At 63.7% G+C, this 23,951-nt stretch carries 25 protein-coding genes; 21 read left to right on the plus strand and 4 right to left on the minus strand.

The features are described 5' to 3' along the window. The first annotated feature begins 212 nt into the window (after positions 1 to 212). The 12 genes from FXB40_RS42320 to FXB40_RS42375 all read left to right on the plus strand — a co-directional run bounded on the left by FXB40_RS42320 (position 213) and on the right by FXB40_RS42375 (position 11,804). A complete protein-coding gene (locus tag FXB40_RS42320; RefSeq protein WP_148778185.1) occupies positions 213 to 764 on the plus strand; it encodes an NADPH-dependent FMN reductase in 552 nt (183 codons plus the stop codon). 107 nt (positions 765 to 871) lie between these two features. Then, positions 872 to 1,189 (plus strand): FtsB family cell division protein, encoded by a 318-nt coding sequence (locus FXB40_RS42325; RefSeq protein ID WP_148778186.1) that lies wholly within the window; start codon positions 872 to 874, stop codon positions 1,187 to 1,189. Positions 1,190 to 1,286: 97 nt separating this feature from the next. After that, complete coding sequence (locus FXB40_RS42330) at positions 1,287 to 2,663, plus strand: glycerophosphodiester phosphodiesterase family protein (protein WP_246208300.1); 1,377 nt, start codon at positions 1,287 to 1,289, stop codon at positions 2,661 to 2,663. A gap of 253 nt (positions 2,664 to 2,916) precedes the next feature. Then, entirely contained in the window at positions 2,917 to 3,939 is a 1,023-nt protein-coding gene (gene pdhA, locus FXB40_RS42335) for a pyruvate dehydrogenase (acetyl-transferring) E1 component subunit alpha (RefSeq protein ID WP_148778187.1), read from the plus strand. A 29-nt stretch (positions 3,940 to 3,968) separates the two neighbouring features. Continuing rightward, the gene (locus FXB40_RS42340; protein ID WP_148778188.1) at positions 3,969 to 5,351 is read left to right on the plus strand and encodes a pyruvate dehydrogenase complex E1 component subunit beta; all 1,383 of its coding nucleotides are present in this window, start codon (positions 3,969 to 3,971) and stop codon (positions 5,349 to 5,351) included. A gap of 3 nt (positions 5,352 to 5,354) precedes the next feature. After that, on the plus strand, positions 5,355 to 5,657 hold the full coding sequence (locus FXB40_RS42345; protein WP_148778189.1) for a DUF5076 domain-containing protein: 303 nt from the start codon (positions 5,355 to 5,357) through the stop codon (positions 5,655 to 5,657). A 2-nt stretch (positions 5,658 to 5,659) separates the two neighbouring features. Beyond that, the gene (locus tag FXB40_RS42350; protein ID WP_148778190.1) at positions 5,660 to 6,112 is read left to right on the plus strand and encodes a nucleoside deaminase; all 453 of its coding nucleotides are present in this window, start codon (positions 5,660 to 5,662) and stop codon (positions 6,110 to 6,112) included. A gap of 62 nt (positions 6,113 to 6,174) precedes the next feature. Then, the gene (locus FXB40_RS42355; protein WP_148778191.1) at positions 6,175 to 7,515 is read left to right on the plus strand and encodes a pyruvate dehydrogenase complex dihydrolipoamide acetyltransferase; all 1,341 of its coding nucleotides are present in this window, start codon (positions 6,175 to 6,177) and stop codon (positions 7,513 to 7,515) included. Positions 7,516 to 7,686: 171 nt separating this feature from the next. Next, positions 7,687 to 9,108 carry a dihydrolipoyl dehydrogenase gene (gene lpdA, locus FXB40_RS42360; RefSeq protein ID WP_148778192.1) on the plus strand — a complete coding sequence of 474 codons (1,422 nt, stop codon included), beginning with the start codon at positions 7,687 to 7,689 and terminating at the stop codon, positions 9,106 to 9,108. A 35-nt stretch (positions 9,109 to 9,143) separates the two neighbouring features. Further along, complete coding sequence (locus FXB40_RS42365; RefSeq protein ID WP_148778193.1) at positions 9,144 to 9,395, plus strand: hypothetical protein; 252 nt, start codon at positions 9,144 to 9,146, stop codon at positions 9,393 to 9,395. 24 nt (positions 9,396 to 9,419) lie between these two features. After that, on the plus strand, positions 9,420 to 10,661 hold the full coding sequence (locus FXB40_RS42370; protein ID WP_148778194.1) for a threonine synthase: 1,242 nt from the start codon (positions 9,420 to 9,422) through the stop codon (positions 10,659 to 10,661). 171 nt (positions 10,662 to 10,832) lie between these two features. Next, the gene (locus FXB40_RS42375; protein ID WP_148778195.1) at positions 10,833 to 11,804 is read left to right on the plus strand and encodes a tripartite tricarboxylate transporter substrate binding protein BugD; all 972 of its coding nucleotides are present in this window, start codon (positions 10,833 to 10,835) and stop codon (positions 11,802 to 11,804) included. Between the two features lie 49 nt (positions 11,805 to 11,853). Here the strand turns inward: FXB40_RS42375 and FXB40_RS42380 are convergent, their stop codons facing one another. The 3 genes from FXB40_RS42380 to FXB40_RS42390 all read right to left on the minus strand — a co-directional run bounded on the left by FXB40_RS42380 (position 11,854) and on the right by FXB40_RS42390 (position 15,423). After that, positions 11,854 to 12,240, minus strand: a complete 387-nt coding sequence (locus FXB40_RS42380) for a response regulator transcription factor (protein WP_187437512.1) — start codon at positions 12,238 to 12,240, stop codon at positions 11,854 to 11,856. 88 nt (positions 12,241 to 12,328) lie between these two features. Then, positions 12,329 to 12,994, minus strand: coding sequence for a response regulator transcription factor (locus tag FXB40_RS42385; RefSeq protein ID WP_148778196.1), 666 nt, complete (start codon positions 12,992 to 12,994; stop codon positions 12,329 to 12,331). Beyond that, a complete protein-coding gene (locus FXB40_RS42390) occupies positions 12,991 to 15,423 on the minus strand; it encodes a PAS domain S-box protein (RefSeq protein WP_148778197.1) in 2,433 nt (810 codons plus the stop codon). The genes FXB40_RS42385 and FXB40_RS42390 overlap by 4 nt, the downstream gene beginning before the upstream one ends. A gap of 695 nt (positions 15,424 to 16,118) precedes the next feature. Here FXB40_RS42390 and FXB40_RS42405 point away from each other — a divergent pair. The 3 genes from FXB40_RS42405 to FXB40_RS42415 all read left to right on the plus strand — a co-directional run bounded on the left by FXB40_RS42405 (position 16,119) and on the right by FXB40_RS42415 (position 17,050). Further along, positions 16,119 to 16,517, plus strand: a complete 399-nt coding sequence (locus tag FXB40_RS42405) for a hypothetical protein (RefSeq protein WP_246208301.1) — start codon at positions 16,119 to 16,121, stop codon at positions 16,515 to 16,517. Continuing rightward, entirely contained in the window at positions 16,514 to 16,702 is a 189-nt protein-coding gene (locus FXB40_RS42410; protein WP_148778199.1) for a hypothetical protein, read from the plus strand. Before FXB40_RS42405 ends, FXB40_RS42410 begins: the two co-directional genes overlap by 4 nt. Before the next feature lie 135 nt (positions 16,703 to 16,837). Beyond that, on the plus strand, positions 16,838 to 17,050 hold the full coding sequence (locus FXB40_RS42415) for a hypothetical protein (protein WP_246208302.1): 213 nt from the start codon (positions 16,838 to 16,840) through the stop codon (positions 17,048 to 17,050). Between the two features lie 84 nt (positions 17,051 to 17,134). On the opposite strand, the gene FXB40_RS42420 is transcribed toward FXB40_RS42415, so the two are convergent. Continuing rightward, positions 17,135 to 19,303, minus strand: a complete 2,169-nt coding sequence (locus tag FXB40_RS42420; protein WP_148778200.1) for a lytic transglycosylase domain-containing protein — start codon at positions 19,301 to 19,303, stop codon at positions 17,135 to 17,137. Between the two features lie 324 nt (positions 19,304 to 19,627). Between FXB40_RS42420 and FXB40_RS42425 the strand changes: the two genes are divergently transcribed. From FXB40_RS42425 to FXB40_RS42445, 6 genes are all read left to right on the plus strand, one after another. Beyond that, positions 19,628 to 21,364, plus strand: coding sequence for an adenylate/guanylate cyclase domain-containing protein (locus tag FXB40_RS42425; RefSeq protein ID WP_187437513.1), 1,737 nt, complete (start codon positions 19,628 to 19,630; stop codon positions 21,362 to 21,364). Between the two features lie 105 nt (positions 21,365 to 21,469). Further along, entirely contained in the window at positions 21,470 to 21,646 is a 177-nt protein-coding gene (locus FXB40_RS48475; RefSeq protein ID WP_187437514.1) for a hypothetical protein, read from the plus strand. Between the two features lie 213 nt (positions 21,647 to 21,859). Then, positions 21,860 to 22,072, plus strand: a complete 213-nt coding sequence (locus tag FXB40_RS42430; protein WP_148778202.1) for a hypothetical protein — start codon at positions 21,860 to 21,862, stop codon at positions 22,070 to 22,072. A gap of 96 nt (positions 22,073 to 22,168) precedes the next feature. Continuing rightward, entirely contained in the window at positions 22,169 to 23,017 is an 849-nt protein-coding gene (locus tag FXB40_RS42435) for a fumarylacetoacetate hydrolase family protein (RefSeq protein WP_148778203.1), read from the plus strand. Then, positions 23,017 to 23,571 (plus strand): cytochrome b, encoded by a 555-nt coding sequence (locus tag FXB40_RS42440; protein WP_148778204.1) that lies wholly within the window; start codon positions 23,017 to 23,019, stop codon positions 23,569 to 23,571. The genes FXB40_RS42435 and FXB40_RS42440 overlap by 1 nt, the downstream gene beginning before the upstream one ends. An 87-nt stretch (positions 23,572 to 23,658) precedes the next feature. Continuing rightward, positions 23,659 to 23,916 carry a hypothetical protein gene (locus FXB40_RS42445; protein ID WP_148778205.1) on the plus strand — a complete coding sequence of 86 codons (258 nt, stop codon included), beginning with the start codon at positions 23,659 to 23,661 and terminating at the stop codon, positions 23,914 to 23,916. Positions 23,917 to 23,951 lie beyond the last annotated feature (35 nt).

Genomic DNA, 23,951 nt, shown 5'->3' on the forward strand with positions numbered 1-23,951 from the left:
CCTGGTCGGGCAAAACAGGGGTATGGTGGCATAGTGGCAGCCGCGATGGCTAGCGGCTTTGCCGTAGCCCGGATTGCGTTGCGCCTATCGCGGCTCCTTTCGAGAAACTCAGCGTTTCCAAACCAGACCAGTTCATGCACTTGCATCCATCAGTCCGGATGGCTTAAGTGCCGGCCGGCACTTCCCTCAAGGTTTCACCCAAGGATAATCTGATGGCCTACAACATCGTCGTGATCGCCGGCAGCCTGCGCAAGGACAGCTTCTCGCTGAAGATCGCCAAAGCGCTCACCAAGCTCGCGCCGGCTTCTCTCAAGCTCGAGGTCGTGACGCTCGAGGGCATCTCCTTCTTCAACCAGGACCTCGAGGGCGCGCCGCCCGCCGACTGGCTGGCCTTCCGCGAGAAGCTGCAGAAGTCCGACGGCGTCATCTTCGTCACGCCGGAATACAACCGCGCCATCCCGGGCGTGCTGAAGAACGCCATCGACGTCGCCTCGCGGCCCTATGGCAAGAGCTCGTTCAACGGCAAGCCGGTCGGCATCATCTCGAACTCGCCGGGCCCGCTCGGTGGCGTCAGCGCCGCCAAGACCCTCCAGAACATCCTGCCGGGCATTGCCGGCCCGATCCTGCAGCAGCCCGAGATCTATCTGAACGCCGTCGGCGATGCCTTCGACGCCGAAGGCAATCTGGCCAAGGAGTCGCTCAAGCCCGTGCTCCAGGCCTATATCGACGCCTACGCGGCGCACGTAGCCAAGCATCACGGCTGATACGTTTCGAACCTCCGTCATGCCCGGGATAGGCCCGGGCATGACGATCCGTGGTGCGGGCAGGGGCGGTTAGCACTCCCTTAACCAAGCTGGCCCATCTTGCCAAAATGGTCTCCCGCGCGCGCCTCAAATCGGTCCTGACTGGTCTTGCCCTCTATGCGATGGCGGCCGCCATCGTCGGCTATTTCGGCGTCAACGCCTATACCGGCAAGTATGGCCTCAATGCCCGCCAGGAGCTCGACCAGGAGATCATCGCGCTGACCAGCGAGCTCGCCCAGCTCAAGCGCGAGCGCGCCCGGGGCGAGCAGCGCGTGTCGCTCTTGCGCACCGAGAAGATCGACCCCGACATGCTGGACGAGCGGGCCCGATTCCAGCTCGACTATGTCAATCCGCACGATCTCGTTCGGATGATCCCGCAAAACTGAATCCTCCGCCTCCCACCGTCATCTGCCTGTCAGAGTCTTGAGACAAGACGGCAAGCCCGGCATTGATGCGATGCCTTGAAGATAATGGAGGCTTGCCATGACGAACAATCGTTCCCGACGAACCCTGCGTGTTGGAGCGATGCTGTTCGGCGCGGCATTCCTGCCGCTGTCGATGGCGTGTGCACAGACGGCCGCGCCGGCCGGTGCCAAGAACTTCCTGACCGTCGACGGAAAGGCGCCGCTGATCCTCGGCCATCGCGGCGTGCCTGGCCTCGTCCCCGAAGAGACTGAGGCCTCGTATGACCTCGCCGCAGCGCTCGGAACCGACGCGCTCGAAGAGGATCTGCACCTCACCAAGGATTGCGTCCTGGTCGCGCGCCACAATCCCTGGCTCGCCGACAACACCAATGTGGCCGAGGTGGCGAAGACCAATGCGGCGGTCGCGGCCCGCAAGCGCACGGTGCCCGGCGTACGCGTCAAGGCGCCGGCTGCTGCCGGCACGCCCACGGACTACCTCGTCGATCTCACCGATCCGGCCGATCCCAAATCGGTGCTGAAGTCATTGATCGTCGACGGTGAGGATCACACCAACGACTGGTCGATCACCGATTTCACCATGGCCGAGCTGAAGGAGTGGATCGGCGGCACCACCTACGATGCAGCCAATGAGCGGCCGAAGGTGTTCAACGGCAAGCTCCCGGTCATCAGCTTCCAGGACATCCTCGACATCGCCAAGGCGAAGAGCAAGGAGACCGGGCGGTCCATCCTGGTCTATCCGGAAACCAAGAACCCGACCTGGAACAATGCCCAGGCCATCGCCAATGGCTGCGGCGCGCCCGGCAGCCATCCGCTCGAGGATGCCCTGATCAAGATCATCAAGGACAACGGCCTCAACACCAAGGACGCTCCGATCCTGGTCCAGAGCTTCGAGCCCGGCAGCCTGAAATACATGCGCAGCCATGGTCTGGAGACACGGCAGGTCCAGCTCGTCGACGGCAACGGCATTGACCTCAAGACCGGCAAGGTCCTGCTCAACAACATCACCAATTCCCGTCCGTTCGACTGGACGGTGGCCGGTGATGCGCGCCTGTACGATGCGATGCTGACGCCTGTGGGCCTCGCCGAGATCAAGACGTATGCCGACGGCATCGGCCCGTGGAAGGCCTATATCGTTCCGCTCAAGATCGCGCCGTGGAAGGACGCCAATGCCGACGGCACGCCCTATAAGGGCTCGACGCCGGAGGCATCGACGCAGGACGCAACCAGCCTGATCGCCGACGCGCACAAGCTCGGCCTGTTTGTCCACGTCTTCACGTTCCGGAATGAAAAGAAATATCTCGCGGCCGACTATCATGCCGATCCGGCCCAGGAATATCTCAAATTCTTCCGTCTCGGTGTCGATGGAGTCTTCACCGACTTCACGCACACCGGCGTTGCCGCCCGCGCGGCGTATCTGCGCGAGCTCGGCTGGTAGTCCCGCGATACGAATCGGACACGCATCGGGGCCCAGCGCCCCGAGATATGCGTGTCCGATGTCGTTGCCTCGTCTGCGTGCAGAGCTCTCGTTGCCGCGGAGCTAATGTTGCCTGATCAGCGCCAAAGGTTTTGCAAAGTTTCGGCCACGTTGCAGTGCGGCATAATGAAAGTCGCGCCATGCCGCTGCGGTGCTTTCACACGCGATTGAGTTAGGTTAGAGAGGACCTAGATTTCTCTGACCCGGAATTCCCATGGCCGCACCCAAGAAAGCCGCCGCAAGCGCTGAGCAGGACAAGACCAACGGCGGTTCGCCCCCGGATTTCACCAAGGAGCAGGAGCTGAAGGCGCTCCGGGACATGCTCCTGATCCGGCGGTTCGAGGAAAAGGCCGGCCAGCTCTACGGCATGGGTGCGATCGGCGGCTTCTGCCATCTCTATATTGGCCAGGAGGCCGTGGTGGTCGGCATGCAGATGGCCCTGAAACAGGGCGATCAGGTCATCACCGGCTATCGCGATCACGGTCACATGCTTGCGACCGGCATGGAGGCCAACGGCGTCATGGCCGAGCTCACGGGCCGCCGCGGCGGCTATTCCAAGGGCAAGGGCGGCTCCATGCACATGTTCAGCAAGGAGAAGCATTTCTACGGCGGTCACGGCATCGTCGGCGCGCAGGTCTCGCTCGGCACCGGTCTCGCCTTCGCCAACAATTATCGCGGCAATGGCAATGTCAGCGTCACCTATTTCGGCGACGGCGCGGCCAACCAGGGCCAGGTCTATGAGAGCTTCAACATGGCGGAGCTCTGGAAGCTGCCGGTGATCTACGTCATCGAGAACAATCGCTATGCCATGGGCACCTCAGTCTCGCGCGCCTCGGCGCAGCAGGATTTCTCGAAGCGCGGTGCTTCTTTCAACATCCCCGGCCTGCAGGTCGACGGTATGGATGTCCGTGCCGTGAAGGCCGCCGGTGATGAAGCCGCCGCCTGGTGCCGGGCCGGCAAGGGACCGATGATCCTGGAGATGCAGACTTACCGCTACCGGGGCCACTCGATGTCCGACCCTGCAAAATATCGCACGCGCGAGGAGGTCGAGAAGGTCCGTCACGACCAGGACCCGATCGAGCAGGTGCGCAATCGCCTGCTCGCGGCCAAGGTGAGCGAGGCCGACCTCAAGGCGATCGACGCCGAGGTGCGCGACATCGTCAACGCGTCTGCCGACTTTGCCCAGCATGATCCCGAGCCGGATGCCGCCGAGCTCTGGACCGACGTTTACCGCTAAGCGCGCGCAAGCTTTCTTTTGGAGTCGATATGCCAATTCAAGTGCTGATGCCCGCTTTGTCGCCCACGATGGAAAAGGGCAACCTCGCCAAATGGCTGAAAAAAGAGGGTGAGACGATCAAGTCCGGCGACGTGATCGCCGAGATCGAGACCGACAAGGCCACGATGGAGGTCGAGGCGACCGATGAGGGTACGCTCGGCAAGATCCTGATCGCCGAGGGTACCGCCGACGTTCCCGTCAACACGCCGATCGCGACGATTCTCGCCGACGGCGAGAGCGCAGCGGATCTCGCCAAAGCGCCTGCGCCGGCAAAGCCGGCCGCGGAGGCTGCACCGCCCGCCGCCGCCAAGGCCGAAGCGCCCGCGCCGAAGGCCGCGCCTGCGCCACAGGCCGTCGCCGAGCCCGATCCCGAAGTGCCCGCCGGCACCGAGATGATCACCCAGACCATCCGCGAAGCGCTGCGCGACGCCATGGCCGAAGAGATGCGCCGCGACGCCGATGTCCTGGTGATGGGCGAGGAGGTCGCCGAATATCAGGGCGCCTACAAGGTGACCCAGGGCCTACTCCAGGAATTTGGTGCCAAGCGCGTCATCGACACGCCGATCACCGAGCACGGCTTTGCCGGCATCGGCGTCGGTGCCGCGATGACTGGATTGAAGCCGATCGTCGAGTTCATGACCTTCAACTTCGCCATGCAGGCGATCGATCAGATCATCAACTCTGCGGCCAAGACGCTCTACATGTCCGGCGGCCAGATGGGCTGCTCGATCGTGTTCCGCGGCCCGAACGGCGCGGCTTCGCGCGTTGCCGCCCAGCACAGCCAGGATTACGCGTCCTGGTATTCGAACGTCCCAGGTCTCAAGGTCGTCGCGCCGTTCTCGGCCGCGGACTACAAGGGCCTGCTCAAGGCCGCGATCCGCGATCCCAATCCGGTGATCTTCCTCGAGAACGAGATGCTCTACGGCCACACCGGCGAGGTGCCGAAGCTCGACGACTTCGTGATCCCGATCGGCAAGGCGCGCATCGTGCGCTCCGGCAGCCACGTCACCATCATCTCCTGGTCGAACGGCATGTCCTATGCGCTGAAGGCTGCCGACGAGCTCGCCAAGGACGGCATCGAGGCCGAAGTGATTGACCTGCGCACGCTGCGTCCGATGGACACCGAGACTATCATCAACTCGGTCAAGAAAACGGGGCGTGCCGTCACGGTGGAAGAGGGCTGGGCCCAGAGCGGCGTCGGCGCCGAGATCGCCGCGCGCATCATGGAAAATGCGTTCGACTATCTCGATGCACCGGTCGCCCGCGTCACCGGCAAGGACGTGCCGATGCCCTATGCCGCGAACCTGGAGAAGCTCGCGCTGCCTTCGGCGGCCGAAGTGGTCGAGGCCGCCAAAGCCGTCTGCTACAGGTAGGCCATGGTCGGTCCGAAGGAGCAGCCACTGCCACCCGACGTCCTCGCCCGCGATGATGCGGTCGAGATCCTGCGCGTGTTCGTGCTGGATGGCGGGCTGTCGATGGCGTTCCAGCGCGCCTTCGAGGAGCCCGACATGTGGGGCCTGCTGCTTGTCGATCTCGCCCGCCACGCCGCACGCGCCTATGCGCGTGAGAGCGAGTACACCGAGGAGGACGCGATGAACCGGATCCTCGAGATGTTCCAGGCGGAGATCGAGCGGCCGACGGATACCGGCACGACGACACCGCGCGGGAAGGGACACTGATCGTGGCGATTGAATCCTATCATTTCGATTTCATGCTGGAAGCGATCCGTGAGGCGCAAGACTCGATCGCGCAAGGCGGCCTGCCGATCGGCGCCGTGCTGACGCGCGACAACAAGATCATCGCCCGCGGTCACAACAATCGCGTGCAGGAGAACAATCCGATTCTTCATGGCGAGACGAGCTGCCTGCGCGACGCCGGCGCGATCTCGTTCCATGACACCGTCATGTACACCACGCTGTCGCCATGCTCGATGTGTGCCGGCGCGCTCGCTTTGTTCAAGGTTCAGCTGGTGGTGATCGGGGAATCCGTCACCTTCCCGGGCTCCAAGGATATTCTCGACAAGTTCGGAATTCCCTGGATCGACCTTGCCGACGACCGCTCCATCACCATGATGAAGAATTGGCGTTCCATCCCCGCCAATGAACGCCTGTGGCAGGGCGACATCGGCAACTAAACCTGGTCTGCTCGTCTTCGCTTTTGGAGGCGGCATTTTGCAAAGTTCTTCTTGAGGTCAGCATGCCCATCAACATCCTGATGCCCGCTCTCTCGCCGACGATGGAGAAGGGCAACCTCGCCAAGTGGCTGAAGAAGGAAGGCGACAAGGTCAAATCCGGCGATGTCATCGCCGAGATCGAGACCGACAAGGCCACGATGGAGGTCGAGGCCATCGACGAGGGCACGATCGCCAAGATCCTGGTGCCCGAGGGCACGCAGGACGTGCCGGTCAACGACGTGATCGCGGTGCTCGCCGGAGAGGGCGAGGATGTGAAGGCTGCGGGCGCCGCCAAGCCCAGCGCCTCGGCCGCGCCGCCCAAGGCCGCTGAAGCTCCCGCTGCTGCGCCTGCCGCGCCCAAGGCTGCGCCGCCCGCGGCTGCTGCTCCGGCACCGCAAGCTGCAGCACCCGCCGCGCAGAGCAACGGTCACGCTGGCCGCGTGTTCTCGTCGCCGCTGGCGCGCCGTATCGCCAAGGAAGCCGGCATCGATGTCGGCAGGGTCACTGGCACCGGCCCGCATGGCCGTGTCGTTGCGCGCGACGTCGAGCAGGCCAAGTCCGGCAAGGGCCTCAAAGCGCCAGCCGCGGCACCGTCCGGTGGTGCGCCCTCGATCGCACCGACCATGTCGGACAAGCAGATCCTGTCGCTGTTCGAGCCCGGCTCCTACGACATCGTCCCGCATGACGGCATGCGCCGCACCATCGCGCAGCGCCTGACGGCATCGATCCAGAACGTCCCGCACTTCTACCTGACGATCGACTGCGACATCGGCAAGCTCCTCGCCGCGCGCGAGGAGATCAATGCCGCCGCGCCGAAGGACAAGGAGAAGAAGCCGCTCTACAAGATCTCGGTCAACGACTTCGTCATCAAGGCGATGGCGGTCGCGCTGCAGAGGATTCCGAACTGCAACGTCAGCTGGACCGAAAGCGGCATGGTCAAGCACCACCATTCCGACGTCGGCGTTGCGGTGGCGATGCCGGGCGGCCTGATCACGCCGATCATCCGCAAGGCCGAGACCAAGACGCTGTCGACCATCTCCAACGAGATGAAGGATTTTGCCGCACGTGCCCGTTCGCGCAAGCTGAAGCCGGAGGAGTACCAGGGCGGCACCACCGCCGTCTCCAACCTCGGCATGTTCGGCATCAGCCACTTCACCGCCGTGATCAATCCGCCGCATGCGACCATCCTCGCGGTCGGGACCAGCGAGGAGCGCCCGGTCGTGCGCGGCGGCAAGATCGAGATCGCGAACATGATGAGCGTGACCTTGTCCTGCGATCACCGCGCCATCGACGGCGCGCTCGGCGCCGAGCTGATCGGCGCCTTCAAGCAGCTGATCGAAAACCCCGTCATGATGATGGTGTGAGCCGCGAAAGCATTCACGTCGTCATTGCGAGCGCTGCGAAGCAATCCATCTCACCACCGGCAGGCTGGATTGCTTCGTCGCCTCAGTGCAAAATTGCTCCGCAATTTTGTCACGAGCTCCTCGCAATGACAGCAATGAGCAGTCAGGCCGGTCGAGAACGAGCGTAGGGCCATGGCCGACACATCCTTCGACGTCATCATCATCGGCTCCGGTCCCGGCGGCTATGTCACCGCGATCCGCGCTGCGCAGCTCGGCCTCAAGACCGCGATCGTCGAGAAATCCTATCTCGGCGGCATCTGCCTGAACTGGGGCTGCATCCCGACCAAGGCGCTGCTGCGCTCGGCCGAGATCTATCACTACATGCAGCACGCCAAGGACTACGGCCTGTCGGCCGATAACGTCTCGTTCGATCCGAAGGCGGTGGTGCAGCGCTCGCGCGGCGTCTCCAAGCGGCTCAACGACGGCGTCGGCTTCCTGATGAAGAAGAACAAGGTGAGCGTGATCTGGGGCGCCGCCTCGATCGACGCACCCGGCAAGGTCACCGTGAAGAAGTCCGACGTCGAGGGACCGAAGGGTTCGCTGGGCGAGGGGAGCTATCAGGCCAAGCACATTATCGTCGCGACCGGCGCGCGGCCGCGCGTGCTGCCGGGGCTCGAGCCCGACAAGAAGCTGATCTGGACCTATTTCGAGGCGATGGTGCCGGAGCGGATGCCGAAGTCGCTGCTGGTGGTCGGCTCCGGCGCGATCGGTATCGAGTTCGCGTCCTTCTTCCACACCATGGGCTCTGACGTCACCGTCGTCGAAGTGCTGCCGCAGATCCTGCCGGTCGAGGATGCCGAGATCGCGGGCCTGGCCCGCAAGCGCCTGGAGAAGCAGGGCATCAAGATCATGTCCTCGACCAAGGTGACAAAACTGGAGAAGAAGGCCGACAGCGTCGTCGCCACCATCGATGACGGCAAGGGCAAGCTCGTCACGACCGAGTTCGAGCGCGTGATCTCGGCCGTCGGCGTCGTCGGCAATATCGAGAATCTTGGCCTCGAAAAGCTTGGCGTGAAGACCGACCGCGGCTGCATCGTCATCGACGGCTATGGCAAGACCAATATTCCCGGCATCTACGCCATCGGCGACGTCGCCGGCCCGCCGATGCTGGCGCACAAGGCCGAGCATGAGGGCGTGATCTGCGTCGAGGCGATCAAGGGCCTGCATCCGCATCCCATGGACAAGCTGATGATCCCGGGCTGTACGTATTGTCAGCCGCAGGTTGCCTCCGTCGGCCTGACGGAAGCCAAGGCCAAGGAGAACGGCCGCGAGATCCGCGTCGGCCGCTTCCCCTTCGTCGGCAACGGCAAGGCGATTGCGCTGGGCGAAGACCAGGGTCTGGTCAAGGTCATCTTCGACAAGAAGACCGGCCAGCTGCTCGGTGCCCACATGGTCGGCGCGGAGGTCACCGAGCTGATCCAGGGTTATGTCGTCGCCATGAATCTGGAGACCACGGAAGAAGAGCTGATGCACACGGTGTTCCCGCATCCGACCCTGTCGGAAATGATGAAGGAAGCCGTGCTGGATGCTTATGGGCGGGTGTTGAATATTTGACGGCCGAGCGCGAGGGCGGTTCAGAGGAGACGACAATGGCCCATCTGAACCGCGTGCTCCGCTCGATCAACAGCGACGATGCCTCGCGATGCGTCGACGTCTTCCTCCGGCCGGAAGGCAGCGTCGGCTTTGAGGAATATCGTCGTGACGTGGAAGACGGAAGCGGATGGTTCGCGATCGGCGGCTATGGGTCGCGGACCTTCGACAACGAGACCTCGGCATTCGAGGCGGCGCTCGCGGAGGTTCCCTGGTTGCGCGGGATCGTCGGATCGGCGAAACAGGCCTGAGAAACGTCACAAGAAGGAAGAGCCGTGAAGGACAACGACAACCTCACCATCGAACGCCCGACCTTCGTCACCCATCTCGAATGCGCGATGGACGGCGATCATTACGCGGCCGACCAGGTCCACAATCTCTCCAAGGCCGGCAAGCCGCTGCTGGTGCGCTACGACCTCGCCGGCGTGAAGAAGGCACTGACCAAGGACGCGCTGGCCCAGCGCCCCGCCGACATGTGGCGCTACCGCGAGCTGCTGCCGGTTCGCAAATGCAAGGACATCGTCTCGCTCGGCGAAGTCACGACGCCGCTGATCCGGCTGCCCAAGCTCGGCAAGAGGCTTGGCGGCGGCGAGATCATCGTGAAGGACGAGGGACGTCTGCCGACCGGCTCGTTCAAGGCGCGCGGCCTCGTGATGGCGGTATCGATGGGCAAGGCGCTCGGGGTCACACACATGGCGATGCCGACCAATGGCAATGCCGGTGCGGCGCTCGCGGCCTACGCGACCTCCTGCGGCATCAAGACCACGATCTTCTGCCCGGCCGACACGCCTGAGGTGAATGTCAGCGAGATCGAGCTGCAGGGCGCGACCGTCTACCGCGTCAACGGCTATATCGATGATTGCGGCAAGATCGTCGGCGAGGGCAAGGCCAAGGTCGGCTGGTTCGACACCTCGACCTTGAAGGAGCCGTACCGCATCGAAGGCAAGAAGACGATGGGCCTTGAGCTCGCCGAGCAGCTCGGCTGGGATGTGCCCGACGTGATCTTCTATCCGACCGGCGGCGGCACCGGGCTGATCGGCATGTGGAAGGCGTTTGACGAGCTGGAGAAGATCGGCTTCATCGGTTCGAAGCGCCCGCGCATGGTCGCGGTGCAGGCGTCGGGTTGCGCGCCGATGGTGCGCGCCTATGAGGCCGGCACCGAGCACGCCACGCGCTGGGAGGATGCCCACACCATCGCATCCGGCATCCGCGTGCCGCAGGCGATCGGCGACTTTCTGATCCTGCGCGCCGTGCGCGAGAGCAAGGGATTTGCGATCGCGGTCGACGACGACAAGATCTCGGCGGCGCTGAACGAAGTGGCGCGCGAGGAGGGGCTGTTGCTTTGCCCCGAGGGCGCCGCGACCTACGCCGCCTACAAGGAAAGCCTCGCCGACGGCCGCGTCAGCAAGACCGACCGCGTCATGTTGTTCAACTGCGCCACCGGCCTGAAATACCCGCTGCCGCCGGTCACCCGCACACTCGATCGCCACAAGCCGATCGACTACACGCAGTTCTAAAGCATGATCCGGAAAAGTGTGCCGCGGTTTTCCGACAAGATCATGCTTAAACAAAGAAGCTAGAGCGCGATGATCGCGCTCTAGCGCGTCAATTCGTCTCTTCACGAACGATCCCTCTTCCCGTACGCGGGAAGTGGGCAAGAGCAAAAATACATCGTCGGGGAGAACACAATGAGGAAGACCGTCTGGGCCGGACTGTTCGGACTTCTCGCTCTCACCGGCATCGCGCGCGCCGACGATTATCCGTCGCATCCCATCACCATCATCGTTCCCTTCGCGGCCGGCGGCCCGTCGGATGCGATGGCACGCGTGCTCGCCGAGCGGATGCGGGTTTCGCTCGGCCAGCCCTTTGTGATCGAGAACGTCACCGGCGCGGGCGGCTCGATCGGCGTGGGGCGCGCCGTGCACTCGCCGCCCGATGGCTACACCATCTCCTTCGGCCATCTCGGCACGCATGTTGCCAACGGCGCCGTCTACAAGCTCAATTACGATCTCGTCGCCGATCTTGAGCCGGTGGTGCTGCTGCCGAGCAATCCGATGATCGTGGTCAGCAAGAACGCGGTGCCCGCGACCTCGCTGAAGGAGCTGATGGCCTGGCTGAAGTCACGGCCGTCGCCGCCAACGGCCGGCACCGCCGGTGCCGGCTCCGGCAGCCACATCGCCGGCGTCTATTTCGAGAGCGTCTCCGGCATCAAGCTGCAATACGTGCCGTATCGCGGCACCGCGCCTGCACTGAACGATCTGATCGCCGGCCAGATCGACGTCATCGTCGACCAGACCTCGAACTCCATCAACCAGGTCCGCGCCGGCACCATCCGCGCCTACGCCATCACCGACGACAAGCGTCTCGCTTCGGCGCCCGACATCCCGACCGCGGATGAGGCGGGCCTGAAAGGCTTCAACATGACGCTGTGGTCGGGCCTGTGGGTGCCGAAGGGCACGCCGAAGGAGATCGTGACCAAGCTCAATGCGGCCGCCGTGGAAGCGCTGAACGATCCCGGCGTGAAGAAGCAGCTCGAAAGCCAGGGCCTGGAGATGACGCCACAGGATCAACTCACCCCTGAGGCGCTCGGAAACCGGCAGAAAGCCGAGATCGCCAAATGGTGGCCGATCATCAGGGCGGCGAACATCAAGGTGGAGTGATGCAACGCCGAGTTTTCCGAGTGCGGGTGGCCGCCAGGGCGTGGCCTCATCACATCGTGGCTTTTCCGGGCGCCGACAGCGCCGTCTCCAGGCATTGAAGCAGGGTCGGCGTGGAAAACGGTTTGGCGAGAAAGCAGACCGCGCCGGCCTTCAGCGCGCGCGCGCGCACGGCGTCATCGGGAAAAGCCGTCATGAAGATGAACGGTGTGAGGTGCCCGAGGCCGCGCATATGCACCATCAGATCGACGCCGCTCATGACCGCCATCTGCACATCGGCGATCACGCAGGAGGTCGTATCGAGTTCGCCGGATTGGAGAAATTCGTGAGCGGAGCCAAAGGCGTAGACCGTGTATCCCCGCGACGTCAGGAGGTTGTTCGTCGCAAGGCGAACGGACGGATCATCATCAATGACGGAAATAATTGAAGACACTGACAAATATGATCGCTCCTGATTGGGGAGCCACCGGCCGCGGCACGGCCGCCCACCGGAAAATGGGCTCCCGGAGCGAGATTGGAAAGCATACTTAGGTTTGCAGGCTTCCCCGTGTGCGCGGGATTCCGAGCGCGTCGGTCATTCTGACGAGATCGGCCAGTGACTTGGCGCCCATTTTCCGCATGATCTGCCCGCGATAGATCTTGACGGTGATCTCGGCCAATCCCAGCTCGGCGGCGACCTGCTTGTTCATCAGGCCGGACGCGACCAGGCTGAGGACGTCGCGCTGGCGCGTGCTCAGGCTCTCGAAGCGAGATCGCACGCCCGAGACCGACTTCTCGGCGTCGCGCCGTTTGCGGTCCCGTTCGAGCGCAGCCTGCACCGCATCCAGCATGTCCTGGTCGCGTACCGGCTTGGTCAGAAAATCGACGGCGCCGCTCTTCATTGCCCTGACGGTCATGGGAATATCGCCATGACCGGTGATGAAGATGATGGGCGTATGAATGTTGGCCTTGGCGAGGTCGGCCTGAAGGTCGAGGCCGCTCGAGCCCGGCAGGCGAATGTCGAGCACGAGGCAACTGGGGACCGCCGGCGGCTTGGCGTCCATGATCTCCGCAGCTGAGCCGAAGGCTTCGACCTTGAGACCAACCGACTGAAAGAGATTGGTGAGCGCGCGACGCATCGACGGATCGTCATCGACGATCCGAACGATCGGTTCATCGGCATTCGCCTGCGCTTGCTTGGCCTGATCAGTCACGACGCGTCCTTGTACGGCAAGGGCAGGGCGATCAGGAATGTTGCTCCGCTCCCTTCATTGGGGAAGGCCGAAAGCCGTCCTGCGTGAGCCTCGATGATTGATCGGCAGATCGAGAGGCCCATGCCCAGGCCGCCCGATTTCGTGGTGAAGAAGGGCGTGAAGATCCGATCCGTCACGTCCTTGCCGAGGCCGACGCCGCGATCCGTCACGGTGAGGAGCAGGCGGCGATCGCCGTCGTCGTCCGCATGACTGGAGCGGATCGCCAGCTCACGCGGGCGGTCGATATTGGCCTGCATGGCCTCGATCCCGTTCATCAGCAGATTGATCAGGACCTGCTGGAGCTGGATCCGGTCGCCGCAAATCCTGGGCAGGTCGGACGCCAACTCCATTCGCACCGATACGGCATTGGTAGCGAGCTCGCGCCGAACGAGCGCCACGGCCTCCCTGACGACCTGGTTGAGGTCGAGTGGAATCACCTCGATCTCGGTCTTCTTCGCCAGCGCCCTGATCCGGCGGATCACCTCGCTGGCCCGGTTGGCGTCCTCGACGATCCATTCCGCGGAACGGCGTGCAGCCGTCAGATCGGCGGGCTCGCGGCCAAGCCAGCCGATGCAGGCGTCCGCATTGGAGATCACGGCGGCAAGAGGCTGGGTGATTTCATGGGCAATCGAGGCGGTGAGTTCGCCGAGCGTCGTCACGCGCGTGACATGGGTGAGCTCGGCTTGCGCCTTGCGCAGCGCCTCTTCGGCCTGTTCGGCACGGATCGCCGCCGTCACGTCGCTGCTGACGCCGCGATAGCCGAGAAAACTACCGCTTGCATCATGGAACGGCTTGCCGCTGGTGCGCACATAGATTGGATGTCCGTTGCGATCTCTGCTGCGGTAGACCAAATCGCGAAACGGAAGATGGGCATCGAGCGCCAGGCGATGCTGCTCCCACTTCTCGGGCTCGAGCTCGGCATCGGGCGGAATGTCCCAACGCGTCAGGCCGATCAGACCCGTCGGCGCAGCGGTGGACGTATCGGCATGTTCCGATATATGCGTGATACGGTGATCCGGCCCGGTCTCCCAGAACCAGTCCGATGCGGTTTCGGCATAGTCGCGGAAGCGCTGCTCGGATGTCTTGAGCTCGTCGAATGCCCTTTGCAGCGCCTCCTTGGCGGCGAACTGCTCGGTGACGTCGACATGCGTGCCGATGATTTCCATCACCTCGCCGTCGCTGCCAATGACGGGATGCCCCTCGGTGTGGACGCGTCTGATCGAGCCGTCCGGACGGGCAATCCGAAAGTCGATCTGGAAAGGCTCTCGCTGCCGGACGGCCTGACGTTCCACCTCGACAATCCGTCGAAAGTCTTCAGGCAGGATGCGCTGCTGGAAATCCCGTGCCGGTAGGTCGATCTGATCCGGTTCAAATCCGAACAGGCGGTAAAGCTCAGCCGATCTGTAGGCGAACTCCTGACGACGCACGTCACAAGCCCAGCTGCTCGTATGGCTGAGGCGCTGGGCTTCGGCCAAATAGGCCTCGCTGCGACGCAGCCTCTCTTCCGCCTCCTTTGCAACGGTGACATCGGTGATGGCCCCGACAAATTCGATGCGCCCGGACGCGTGTCGCACCGCACGCGCCACGGAATGGAGATATTTGACCGATCCATCCGGCATCAGCAGGCGATATTCGTGGTCGAGATTTTCCGCTTCGATGGAAGCCCGATCAAGGGTCCTTCTGACCCTGTCGCGATCTTCCGGATGGATGCGCTGAAAGACGAAGTTAAGGGTCGGCTTCGTCGCCGGGTCACATTGGAAGATGCGAAAGGTCTCCCTTGACCAGACAGCCTCGCCCGTCGCGAAGCTGAGGCCGAAGCTGCCGGTGTGGCTCAGTTCCTGCGCGTGGGCGAGGTAGGCTTCGCTTTGCCGCAGCGCATCCTCCGCCTCCTTGCGCTGGGTGATGTTCTCGCAGGCGACCAGCACGATGGGCGTGCCGTCGCCCCGCAACATGGCCTTGGCGTTTTCACGGACCCAGAGGACCGAGCCATCCTTCCGGATCTTGCGAACCTCCCAGGTGTGCGGCTGGTCTACTGTCTCCAGGCACAACGCGATGCAGCGACGGACGGAGGCGTGGTCTTCCTCGAAGAAGACGTTCAGTACGGATTGGCCGATCAGTTCGGCCGCCATATAGCCCAGTTGTGCGGCGCCAAACGTATTCACGTTGAGCACCGTTCCGGCCGGGTCGACCATGAAGTACATGACCGGGTTGTGCTCGAACACCTCGCGCCACTGCTTCACGGCGTCGCGCAGATCGATGTCTTGCCGCGAGTCTTCTCCGAGCGCGGGCTTGTCCTTTTCGCCATTGCCGAATGATCGAAGCGCCGCAAGGCCGCCGAGCAGGAATTGTGCGGCCGAATTCCCAAATTTCGCGATCTGGCCAGACATCATCGCAGCCGTCCCGGCGCGCTGGAGGCAATGCGAGTAGAGCACTTTGACACAACAGGGGCAATTCCCTCCGGCCAAAGTCGGACTCTGCGCAAAACTCGCGGTCGCCGTGCAGCCAGCGCACCTTGCGCCGTCTCGTTGCGCGGACCCGGAAAACTACGGGACAAACCTACGTATAGCTCGCGCATCCCTAGTTCTAGCGCGCATTTACCTCCGTACAATTGAGCGATCCGCTGCACGCGGCTTAGGCTAAGTCCAATCGAGAGGAGCCGATTGCGGAGCACAAATTGCCGGGATGCTCGGTGTGTTGCACCCAACGAGCCGAGCTCTATCTCCGCCACTCTGACCTGCCGGATGAATTGGCGGGTCGCGATTGAGAAGCCGCATTTTCCGTGACGAGCGTGGTGACCGTGCCTCAGTGCACGAGGACCCCACGAGACGCCAAGAGGAGAGGATGATGTGCGATAGGCCCGAACACTCCGAGCGCCGTCCTGACGCAAACGGCTGTGCTGTCTGTGCCGGGAGGTTTGGCCTGATCCGATATTATTCCTGGCGAACGCCGCTCTGCTCGAGGAAATGTCTCGATCATTTTAGGGCGCGCCGTGAGCGCGACCGTCGCTGGCTGTTCCGATTTCAGACGGCGTGAGCACCAGCCGCAGGGACCGCTCCACCAGGAAACTTTCGAACGAGGAGGCTGCGTGTTGAACCGTGTTGGCAAGCTCCTCCTGGCGATCGCGCTGCCGCTTCCCCTGATCATGGGCGCGAAGGCCGAGGAGGCTGGACAGGATGCTGCACATCGTCACCATCCGCCTCAGGACGAGCTTCTGCACGAGAAGTTTTATTCGAGCTGGCACATGCCCGACAATCCGGTGCTGAGCTGCTGCAACAGCGCGGATTGCTACCCGACCGAGATCCGCTACGTCGACGGCAAGATCTACGCGCGGCGCCGGGAGGACGGGAAATACATCCTGATCCCGGTCCAGAAAGTCGAGCGAAACAGGGATAATCCAGATGGCCGCAACCATCTTTGCGCGCCGCCGCCATCCGCTTCCCTGGTCGATACGGTCTATTGCTTCGCGCTGGGAGGTGCCACGTGAGGTTCATATTGGTGAACGGCAGGACCCCTTTCCGCAAGACGTTCTGCCTGTGGTGTTGCGAGGAGATCAGCGGCGGCTATTTGCGCGACGTCCGAACGCTGCTGCCCTACTGCGACCACGAGTGCTACGCGCTTCATCACGAGGCGTTGGTGCCGATCGCGGAGCGTGCGCGAGCGGCGTCTTGAGGAGAACCGGTCGAGGCGACTAGAGAGGACACGACGTTGAGATTCATGCTCGTCAATCAGGAATCGCCTCGCCTCGGCGCTGCCTGTAGCGCCTGCGCCCGGCCGTTGGGCGCGAGCTACCTCCGGCATGCCTCCATGCAAGCGCGGTACTGCGACTATGACTGCTACCGGCAGCAGGCAACCAGGGGGATATTCTGGCCCTACCGCAGTTCGCTCGAGGCGATCACGGTGCTCACGGCCATTTCGGCCTGGAGCTTGATGATGCAGATGAGCGCACACTCGCGCTCGCTGACCGAGGCCTATCTGCGCGCATACGACCTTCTGACCACGGAAGGAGGTGACGGCTAACCCCACGATGCCGGCCGCGCAGAGCCGTCGGCCGCAGTCACCCCGTCCAGCCTCGCGCCGCGTTCCAGCCCCGGCGGTGCGGGCCTAGGGCGAGGGGGCTGCGGCCGATGCCGTCGGAGCCGTACTCCCGTCTTGGGCCGTGACACGCTGGACGTCCTTGCTGGCCACCGTGCCGCTGCCCTCGAACCGTGCGCGATAGACCAGTACGTTCTCCATCACACGCTGGACGTAGTTGCGCGTCTCCGACAGCGGGATGCGCTCGACCCAGTCGACTGGATCGATCTTGGGGTCGCGCGGGTCGCCGTGCGCCTGCACCCATTCGCGCACGCGGCCGCGGCCGGCATTGTAGCCGGCGAAGGTCATGATCTGGCTGCCGCGATATTCCGACAGCAACGCGCTGAGCTCGGCTGCGCCCATCTGGGTGTTGTAGACGGGATCGGAGACCATCCTGTCCCAGTCATAGGTCAGGCCGAAACGCTTCGCGGTATCGCGGCCAGCTTCCGGCGTGACCTGCATCAGGCCGACGGCGTTGGCAGCCGATTTGTCGCGCTGGTCGAACGAACTCTCGGTGCGCGCCACCGAATAGATCACGCTGGTCTCGATCGCGGGCGCGACCTGCTTGTGCTCGGGAATGCCGATGGTCGGGAAGGCGTAATGGTCGAGCGCCAGCCCGCGCGCCAGCGCCGACTTGCCGACCTCCAGCATAACGCGCGCATCGTTGCGTCGGCCGGCGAGCTCGCCGAGCGCTTCGAGCGCCGCGACGTCGGTGCTCTCCTTGGCGAAATCCTCGGCGTAGTAATACACCGTGTCACGCTCGCCGATGCCGTAGAGCATGTCGGCGGCACGCACACGCTCGTCTGGGGGCGGCGTGTCGGCGGAGGCCAGCACGGGCGAGGGGGCGCGCAGCTCGATTCCGTCGAGGCCAAGCCGTGCACGGGCAAGCTGCCCGTAATAGGCCGTCGGATAGCGCGCGGCGGCCCTATAGCTCATCCGTGCATCGGCTGTGGCTCCCATGGCTTCGGCCGCGCGCCCGCGCCAGTAATGGGCGCGCGATAGCGCGAACGGATTGGGCGAGCCCTCGTCAACGGAGGCGAAGTGCATCATCGCCGTCCTGGGATCGTCGAGATAGCGCAGCGCGATCCAGCCGCACATGAAGTGATAGTCGACGCGATAGACCTCCATCGCCGGCACCGCGGCCCCGCGAACCACGTCGTAGGCGGTCTTGAATTTGCCCTGGTCGAGCAGCTTTCGCGCCAGCAGGCGGCGCTCGCGCCACCAGGCGTCCGTATCCTGCGCCGCCATGGTGTCGGGTGCAGCAGCGAGGATCACCTCGGCCGCATCATCGATGCGATCCTTCTGGATATGCCACTGCGCGCGGCAGAGGACATAGCCGAGATCGCGGCGCGCATCCGCCGACACGTCGTCGAGATAATCCTTGGCCTTGTTCTCCTTGCCGTTGACCGCGGCGCAGGCCTTGACGATCGCGAGCGCGTCCTCGCCGAGCCGCTTGGCCGCACGCCTTGCGCCGGCGTAGTCCTTGGCGCCGAGGCGCTTGTCCATGCGGGCGCGATGATCCTCAGCGGTCAGGAGATCGCTGAACGCTGTGTAGGAATCCTCCTCGCTACGTTCGGACAATTCCTCCGAGCGCCAGGCCTCGCGCACCAGACGCGCGGCCCTGTCGCTGTCGCCTTCGGCGAGCAGCACGCGGGCGAGCGCGAAATTGCCCTTGGCGCTGGTCGGCCGGTCCATCGTGAAGGCGTGCACGGTTGCCGCGTCGCTCTTCTCCTGCCACAGCCGCGCTTCTGCACGCCGGCGCAGCTGCGCGGCGCTCGGCCAATCCGGATTGGCGGCGAGGAAGGCGGCGTAGCGCTTGAAATTCGCCGTGCTCTCGGAATGGCGCAGCATGAACCAGTCGGCGAGCTTTTGTCCGGCGGGATCGGCAATGCGGTCGCGGGCCGCGCTCGCATCATCGGTCTTGCCCTTGCGCGCGAGGTCGATCGCGTCCTTCAGTGCGGCGAGGTCGCCGGTCAGCGGCGGCGGGGCGGGCTTGTCCGCGGGCTCGTCGTCCTGCTTCTTCGATCTGCGCTTGGCCTCGGCGTGTTTGCCGGCCGCAGCATGCCGCTGCTTGCCCGCTTTCGCTTCATGCGTCTTCTTTGGCGCTGATGATTTGCTTTTCGCTGCCAGCTCCGTCGGAACGAGCGCCAGTGCGGCCATGGCAACGACACACGCGAGCGAGCGTAGGCACTGGTTCATTCCGTGGTCCCCCTGCGAAACCAGTACAAACCAAAATCCGCGATCGTATGCGGTTCGAGAATCAGATCGAGTTCAAGAACGGTGACACAGCATCGTTTCGCATTCCTCACGCTGTCGCAACAATGCGGCAAAATACGGATGGAGCACGGGAACTTCTGCAACGGGGGATAGAGCAGGGCTTTTAATCTTTATTAACGAATGGGCCTCGCCCGACTGTTGCGGGCGGCTCCAGGCGCCACGAATGGCCCGATTGCGCGTGTTCCCGGGCTTAAATCCGGTGTATTGAGTTCCGCAGACCCTTCTTTCAGCTCTTGCCCGGACCTCATGCCGCTTTTCAACCAGTCGATCCGGCGCAAGATCGTCGGCATCGCCCTCGGATTGATCGTCCTGATGCTGGTCACCGCGATCCTGTCGATGGTGATGTCGAGTCAGGTCGGTGTCCTCTTGGACGAGCTGACGGATCGCTACATCCCGGCCTATGGCGATCTCGCGCGCGCCAATATCCGCTCGCTGGAGCGATCGGTCGCGCTGCGGCGGATGGTTATGATGAAGATGCAGGAAGCCCCGGACGAGGAGGCCTATGCGGCGCGCCTGCACGAGTTCGAGGAGGCTGACCGGAAAATCGAGGAGGAGACCTCGGCCGCGCGCAAGCTGATCAATGCGATCATCGAGGATACCAGGACACCGTCGGACAATGCCACGCTGGCGCGGATCGACACCCGCATCGAGACCGCCGTTTCCGAGCTGCGCCTCGGCATGAAGGAGGAACACGCAAAGCTCCTCAAGCAGATCGATGCCAAGCAGATGCCGGAAGCGCGCGGCACGCTGGAGCATCTCGACGCCCTGCGCGATCAGTTCAACCAGAGGATCGATGCGATCCGCGCCGACATGCTCAAGCAGGTCTTCGCGAGTACGTCGACGGTGATCGGCCACCAGCGGCAGGCGATCATCATCTCCGGCATCGTGACGCTGCTTGCGGCCATCGTCGGGTTCGCCTTTGCGCTGCTGGTGTCCAGCGGCATTACGCGGCCGGTGCGGCTGCTGCTCGCCGGCACCCGTGAGGTCGAGGCAGGGCGCTTCGACAAAACCATCACGGTCTCGACCCAGGACGAGATCGGCGAGCTCGCGGCCGCCTTCAACCGCATGATCGAGCAGTTGCGCCAAAACGAGCGCATCCGTGAAACGTTCGGCCGCTACATCGATCCGAAGGTGGTGCAGGGGCTGATCGACCGGCCGGAGATCGCCATCGACGGCCAGCGCCGTGTGATGACCATCATGTTCTCTGACATGAGCGGCTTCACCTCGATGAGCGAGGGCATGACCCCGGGCGGCCTCGTCAAGGTGATGAACCACTATTTCACGGTGATGTCCGCTCCGATCCGGAATAACCGCGGCGTGATCGATAAATATATCGGCGACGCCATCATGTCCTATTGGGGCCCGCCGTTCGTCGAGGACGATGAGCATGCGCTGCTCGCCGGGCTTTCCGCCATCGACATGGCCGACCAGGTGCCCGCACTGCAGAAGCAATTGCCGGATCTGCTCGGTATTCGCGCCATGCCGGTGCCGTGCGATTTGCGCATAGGCATTGCCACCGGCGAGGTCCTGACCGGCAGCATCGGCTCCGAGCTGATGATGAGCTTTACGGTGATGGGCGACGCGGTGAACCTCGCCTCGCGTCTGGAGGCCGTGAACAAGGTCTATGGGACCCGCATCCTGATCTCGCAGGCCACCGCCGAGGCGATCGGCACGCGGCTCGAATTACGCGAGATCGATCGTCTCGCCGTGGTCGGCCAGAGCGTACCGCAGCCAGTGTTCGAGGTGATGGGCAGGGCAGGCACGCTCACCGAGCCGCAGGAGAGCCTGCGCGCGCACTATGCCGAAGGCCTTGCCGCCTATCGCGCGTGCCGCTTCGACGACGCACGCACCGCGTTCAACGCGGCGCTGGAATGCGTTCCCGACGACGGGCCGTCGCGCACCATGCTCGCCCGCATGATGCAGTTTGAGGCCAACCCGCCGGCAGCCGATTGGGACGGCGCCTGGCGGTTGGAAAGCAAATAGCCGTCCGCCGGCGAATAATTGTTTCTACCCCATAACGATGTTCGCCGTGACCTAATGTCCGGGCTTAGGTTAGCTGTCCTTGAGGCGTTTGATGGGGATACGCCGATGACAGAACTTGAGGACAGGCTGGAGCGGTTTGAAACGCTCACCGCCGAATGCGAGCTGATTGCGAAGCTCGCCACCGACAGCAAAAAGCGCGAGTTCTACCTGAGGCTCGGTGAGCAGTACCGTCAGCTTGCGGTGGACATGCGCCAGGCGATCGCGACCAAGGCCGCGGCCTGAAATGGCCTGAGGGTTCCAGTTGGAGCGAGGCACGACGCAGCATCCCTGCGTTTGCTGGATCGCACGCGATCGCAATCCGTTCTTAACGATTGAGACGCATCCTCAAACGGAAGCGGGGAGTGGCGCGGCGCGTTTCCCTGCGATGGGAATGCCTGGGGCAAGGTTGCGATGCGACATTGTCCCGAACGTTGGTCATCCGATGGTTGCCATCCCATGCGTCTGTTTGCGATCGTCTTGTTTGCGCTTCTGACGGCAGCCTGTAACCAGGAGCAGGACGTCACCGGCTCGACCCCGCTCTGCGCGCTGCGGAACTACAGCTCCTACAATCCCCGCGACATGAACCAGTGCGTTGCTGCCTGCAAGTCGTGCGACCACGGCAATACCGTCACCTGCACCACCTCCTGCACGCTCAAGGGCGCGCACTGAGGCGGCCTGCAAGGATCGCAACCGCGCCATCTCCTGCCGCCATCGTCCCGTCGTTTCGGACCTGCTAAGGCTGGTTCCAGGTTCAGGGGACACCACATGAAATTCGCAAGCTTCAAGATCGACAACGCCGCCTCATGGGGCCTGGTGGAGGGCGACAGCGTGGCCGATCTCGGCCCAGTTCTCGGGGATCGCTACCCCGACCTGAAATCGGCGATCGCAGCAGGCGCCCTGGCCGAGGCGGCCAAGTCCGCCGCAGGCGCCAAGCGCCATCCGCTGTCGAAGATCGCTTTCCTGCCGGTGATCCCAAACCCGGACAAGATCCTCTGCATCGGGTTGAACTACGAGAACCATCGCAAGGAGACCGGCCGCACGGAGGTCGAGAATCCCACGGTGTTCGGCCGCTTCGCCAACAGCCAGACTGGCCATCTCACGGACATCATCCGCCCAAGAGTCTCGACCCAGCTCGACTTCGAGGGCGAGCTCGCCGTCGTGATCGGAAAGCCCGGCCGTTACATTTCGCGCAGCGAGGCCTGGGGGCATATCGCCGGCTATGCCTGCTACAACGAGGGCAGCGTGCGCGACTATCAGCGCCACACCCACCAGTTCACGCCGGGCAAGAATTTTCCCTCAACCGGCGGCTTCGGCCCGTATCTGGTCACGCCCGACGAGGTCGGCGATGTCGGCCCGCTGCGCTTGCAGACCCGGCTCAACGGCGAGGTGGTGCAGGACACCACCATCGACCAGATGATCTTCGATATCCCGCGGCAGATCGAATATTGTTCGCAGTTTACCCGGCTCGAGCCCGGCGATGTCATCGCGACCGGCACGCCGGGCGGCGTCGGCTCCAGGCGCACGCCGCCGATCTGGATGAAGGCAGGCGATGTCGTCGAGGTCGAGATCGACAAGGTCGGCTGCCTGCGCAACGGGATTGCCGACGAAGCCTGATGTCCTCTCACGAGACGACGGCCTATGCGCCGCTGCTGCGCAGGATTCACTGGGCAACAGCGGTGCTCTTCATCATCGCCATGCTGATCGGCTTCTATTGCGGTCTTCAGCCGCCGGGCACCTCGCCGCGCCGCGAGCTGCTGGAGGTGCACAAATCGCTCGGCATGACGCTGCTGTTCCTGTCGGTGCTGCGGCTGATGGTGCGCGCCGCGACCAAAGTGCCGCCTGAGCCGTCGTCATTCGGCGCACTGGTGCGGTTCGCGGCGCGGCTCAATCACGTCGCACTCTACCTCATCCTGTTCACGATGCCGCTCACCGGCTATGCGTTCTCCTCGGCGGGCGGCTATTCGCTAAAGTACTTCTGGACGTTCAGCTGGCCACGTTTGCTGACAGACAGTCCGCAAATCGCCCATGCCGGCGAGGTCGCGCACGACACGCTGGCCTATCTCGTCTACGCCGTCGTGGCCCTGCACATCGCGGCGACCTTCTGGCATGTGCTGGTGATGCGCGATGGAACGCTGGCACGGATGTGGCCGCGATCGGGGAACCGCTAGAGCCAGACCGCTGATGGTGCTCCGCCACCGGAACGATTGACCCAGGATAATCATTGGAAAGAACGGGCAGGAACGGAGTCCTATGGAATGGGTATGCTCGATCCTGGCCGGTTTCTGGTGTCGTGCTCGCATTGCGAGGCCTGGCCGATGGCGGCCAACGTCAAACGTGCGAGCTGGTCGGCGCAGCCGCACGAGGTCCGCTTCGTCTGCCCGCGCTGCCGCCGCGAGGAGACCGCGATCGTCTCGGCGTCCGGGCAACTGCTGCCGATCAAGCGCGTCGACATTCCCCCGCAGGAGGTGACGGCGGCGTGGGCTCAAGCCCAACGCCTGCGCGGTCGGACCTGAGCCGTCACCTCGGTTACACGTTCGGAACCCTGCCG

This window comes from Bradyrhizobium rifense (genome assembly GCF_008123425.1).
GTDB classification, from domain to species: Bacteria; Pseudomonadota; Alphaproteobacteria; order Rhizobiales; family Xanthobacteraceae; genus Bradyrhizobium; species Bradyrhizobium rifense.

What these genes read in the sequence shown, in the direction of transcription:
- FXB40_RS42375 (WP_148778195.1), top strand. Translation starts at nt 10,833, where the DNA reads ATGAGGAAGACCGTCTGGGCCGGACTGTTCGGACTTCTCGCTCTCACC.
- FXB40_RS42320 (WP_148778185.1), top strand. Translation starts at nt 213, where the DNA reads ATGGCCTACAACATCGTCGTGATCGCCGGCAGCCTGCGCAAGGACAGC.
- FXB40_RS42430 (WP_148778202.1), top strand. Translation starts at nt 21,860, where the DNA reads ATGCGTCTGTTTGCGATCGTCTTGTTTGCGCTTCTGACGGCAGCCTGT.
- FXB40_RS42415 (WP_246208302.1), top strand. Translation starts at nt 16,838, where the DNA reads ATGCAAGCGCGGTACTGCGACTATGACTGCTACCGGCAGCAGGCAACC.
- FXB40_RS42425 (WP_187437513.1), top strand. Translation starts at nt 19,628, where the DNA reads ATGCCGCTTTTCAACCAGTCGATCCGGCGCAAGATCGTCGGCATCGCC.
- FXB40_RS42435 (WP_148778203.1), top strand. Translation starts at nt 22,169, where the DNA reads ATGAAATTCGCAAGCTTCAAGATCGACAACGCCGCCTCATGGGGCCTG.
- FXB40_RS42355 (WP_148778191.1), top strand. Translation starts at nt 6,175, where the DNA reads ATGCCCATCAACATCCTGATGCCCGCTCTCTCGCCGACGATGGAGAAG.
- FXB40_RS42365 (WP_148778193.1), top strand. Translation starts at nt 9,144, where the DNA reads ATGGCCCATCTGAACCGCGTGCTCCGCTCGATCAACAGCGACGATGCC.
- FXB40_RS42345 (WP_148778189.1), top strand. Translation starts at nt 5,355, where the DNA reads ATGGTCGGTCCGAAGGAGCAGCCACTGCCACCCGACGTCCTCGCCCGC.
- FXB40_RS42445 (WP_148778205.1), top strand. Translation starts at nt 23,659, where the DNA reads ATGGGTATGCTCGATCCTGGCCGGTTTCTGGTGTCGTGCTCGCATTGC.
- FXB40_RS42325 (WP_148778186.1), top strand. Translation starts at nt 872, where the DNA reads ATGGTCTCCCGCGCGCGCCTCAAATCGGTCCTGACTGGTCTTGCCCTC.
- FXB40_RS48475 (WP_187437514.1), top strand. Translation starts at nt 21,470, where the DNA reads ATGACAGAACTTGAGGACAGGCTGGAGCGGTTTGAAACGCTCACCGCC.
- FXB40_RS42440 (WP_148778204.1), top strand. Translation starts at nt 23,017, where the DNA reads ATGTCCTCTCACGAGACGACGGCCTATGCGCCGCTGCTGCGCAGGATT.
- FXB40_RS42420 (WP_148778200.1), bottom strand. Translation starts at nt 19,303, where the DNA reads ATGAACCAGTGCCTACGCTCGCTCGCGTGTGTCGTTGCCATGGCCGCA.
- lpdA (WP_148778192.1), top strand. Translation starts at nt 7,687, where the DNA reads ATGGCCGACACATCCTTCGACGTCATCATCATCGGCTCCGGTCCCGGC.
- FXB40_RS42330 (WP_246208300.1), top strand. Translation starts at nt 1,287, where the DNA reads ATGACGAACAATCGTTCCCGACGAACCCTGCGTGTTGGAGCGATGCTG.
- pdhA (WP_148778187.1), top strand. Translation starts at nt 2,917, where the DNA reads ATGGCCGCACCCAAGAAAGCCGCCGCAAGCGCTGAGCAGGACAAGACC.
- FXB40_RS42340 (WP_148778188.1), top strand. Translation starts at nt 3,969, where the DNA reads ATGCCAATTCAAGTGCTGATGCCCGCTTTGTCGCCCACGATGGAAAAG.
- FXB40_RS42390 (WP_148778197.1), bottom strand. Translation starts at nt 15,423, where the DNA reads ATGATGTCTGGCCAGATCGCGAAATTTGGGAATTCGGCCGCACAATTC.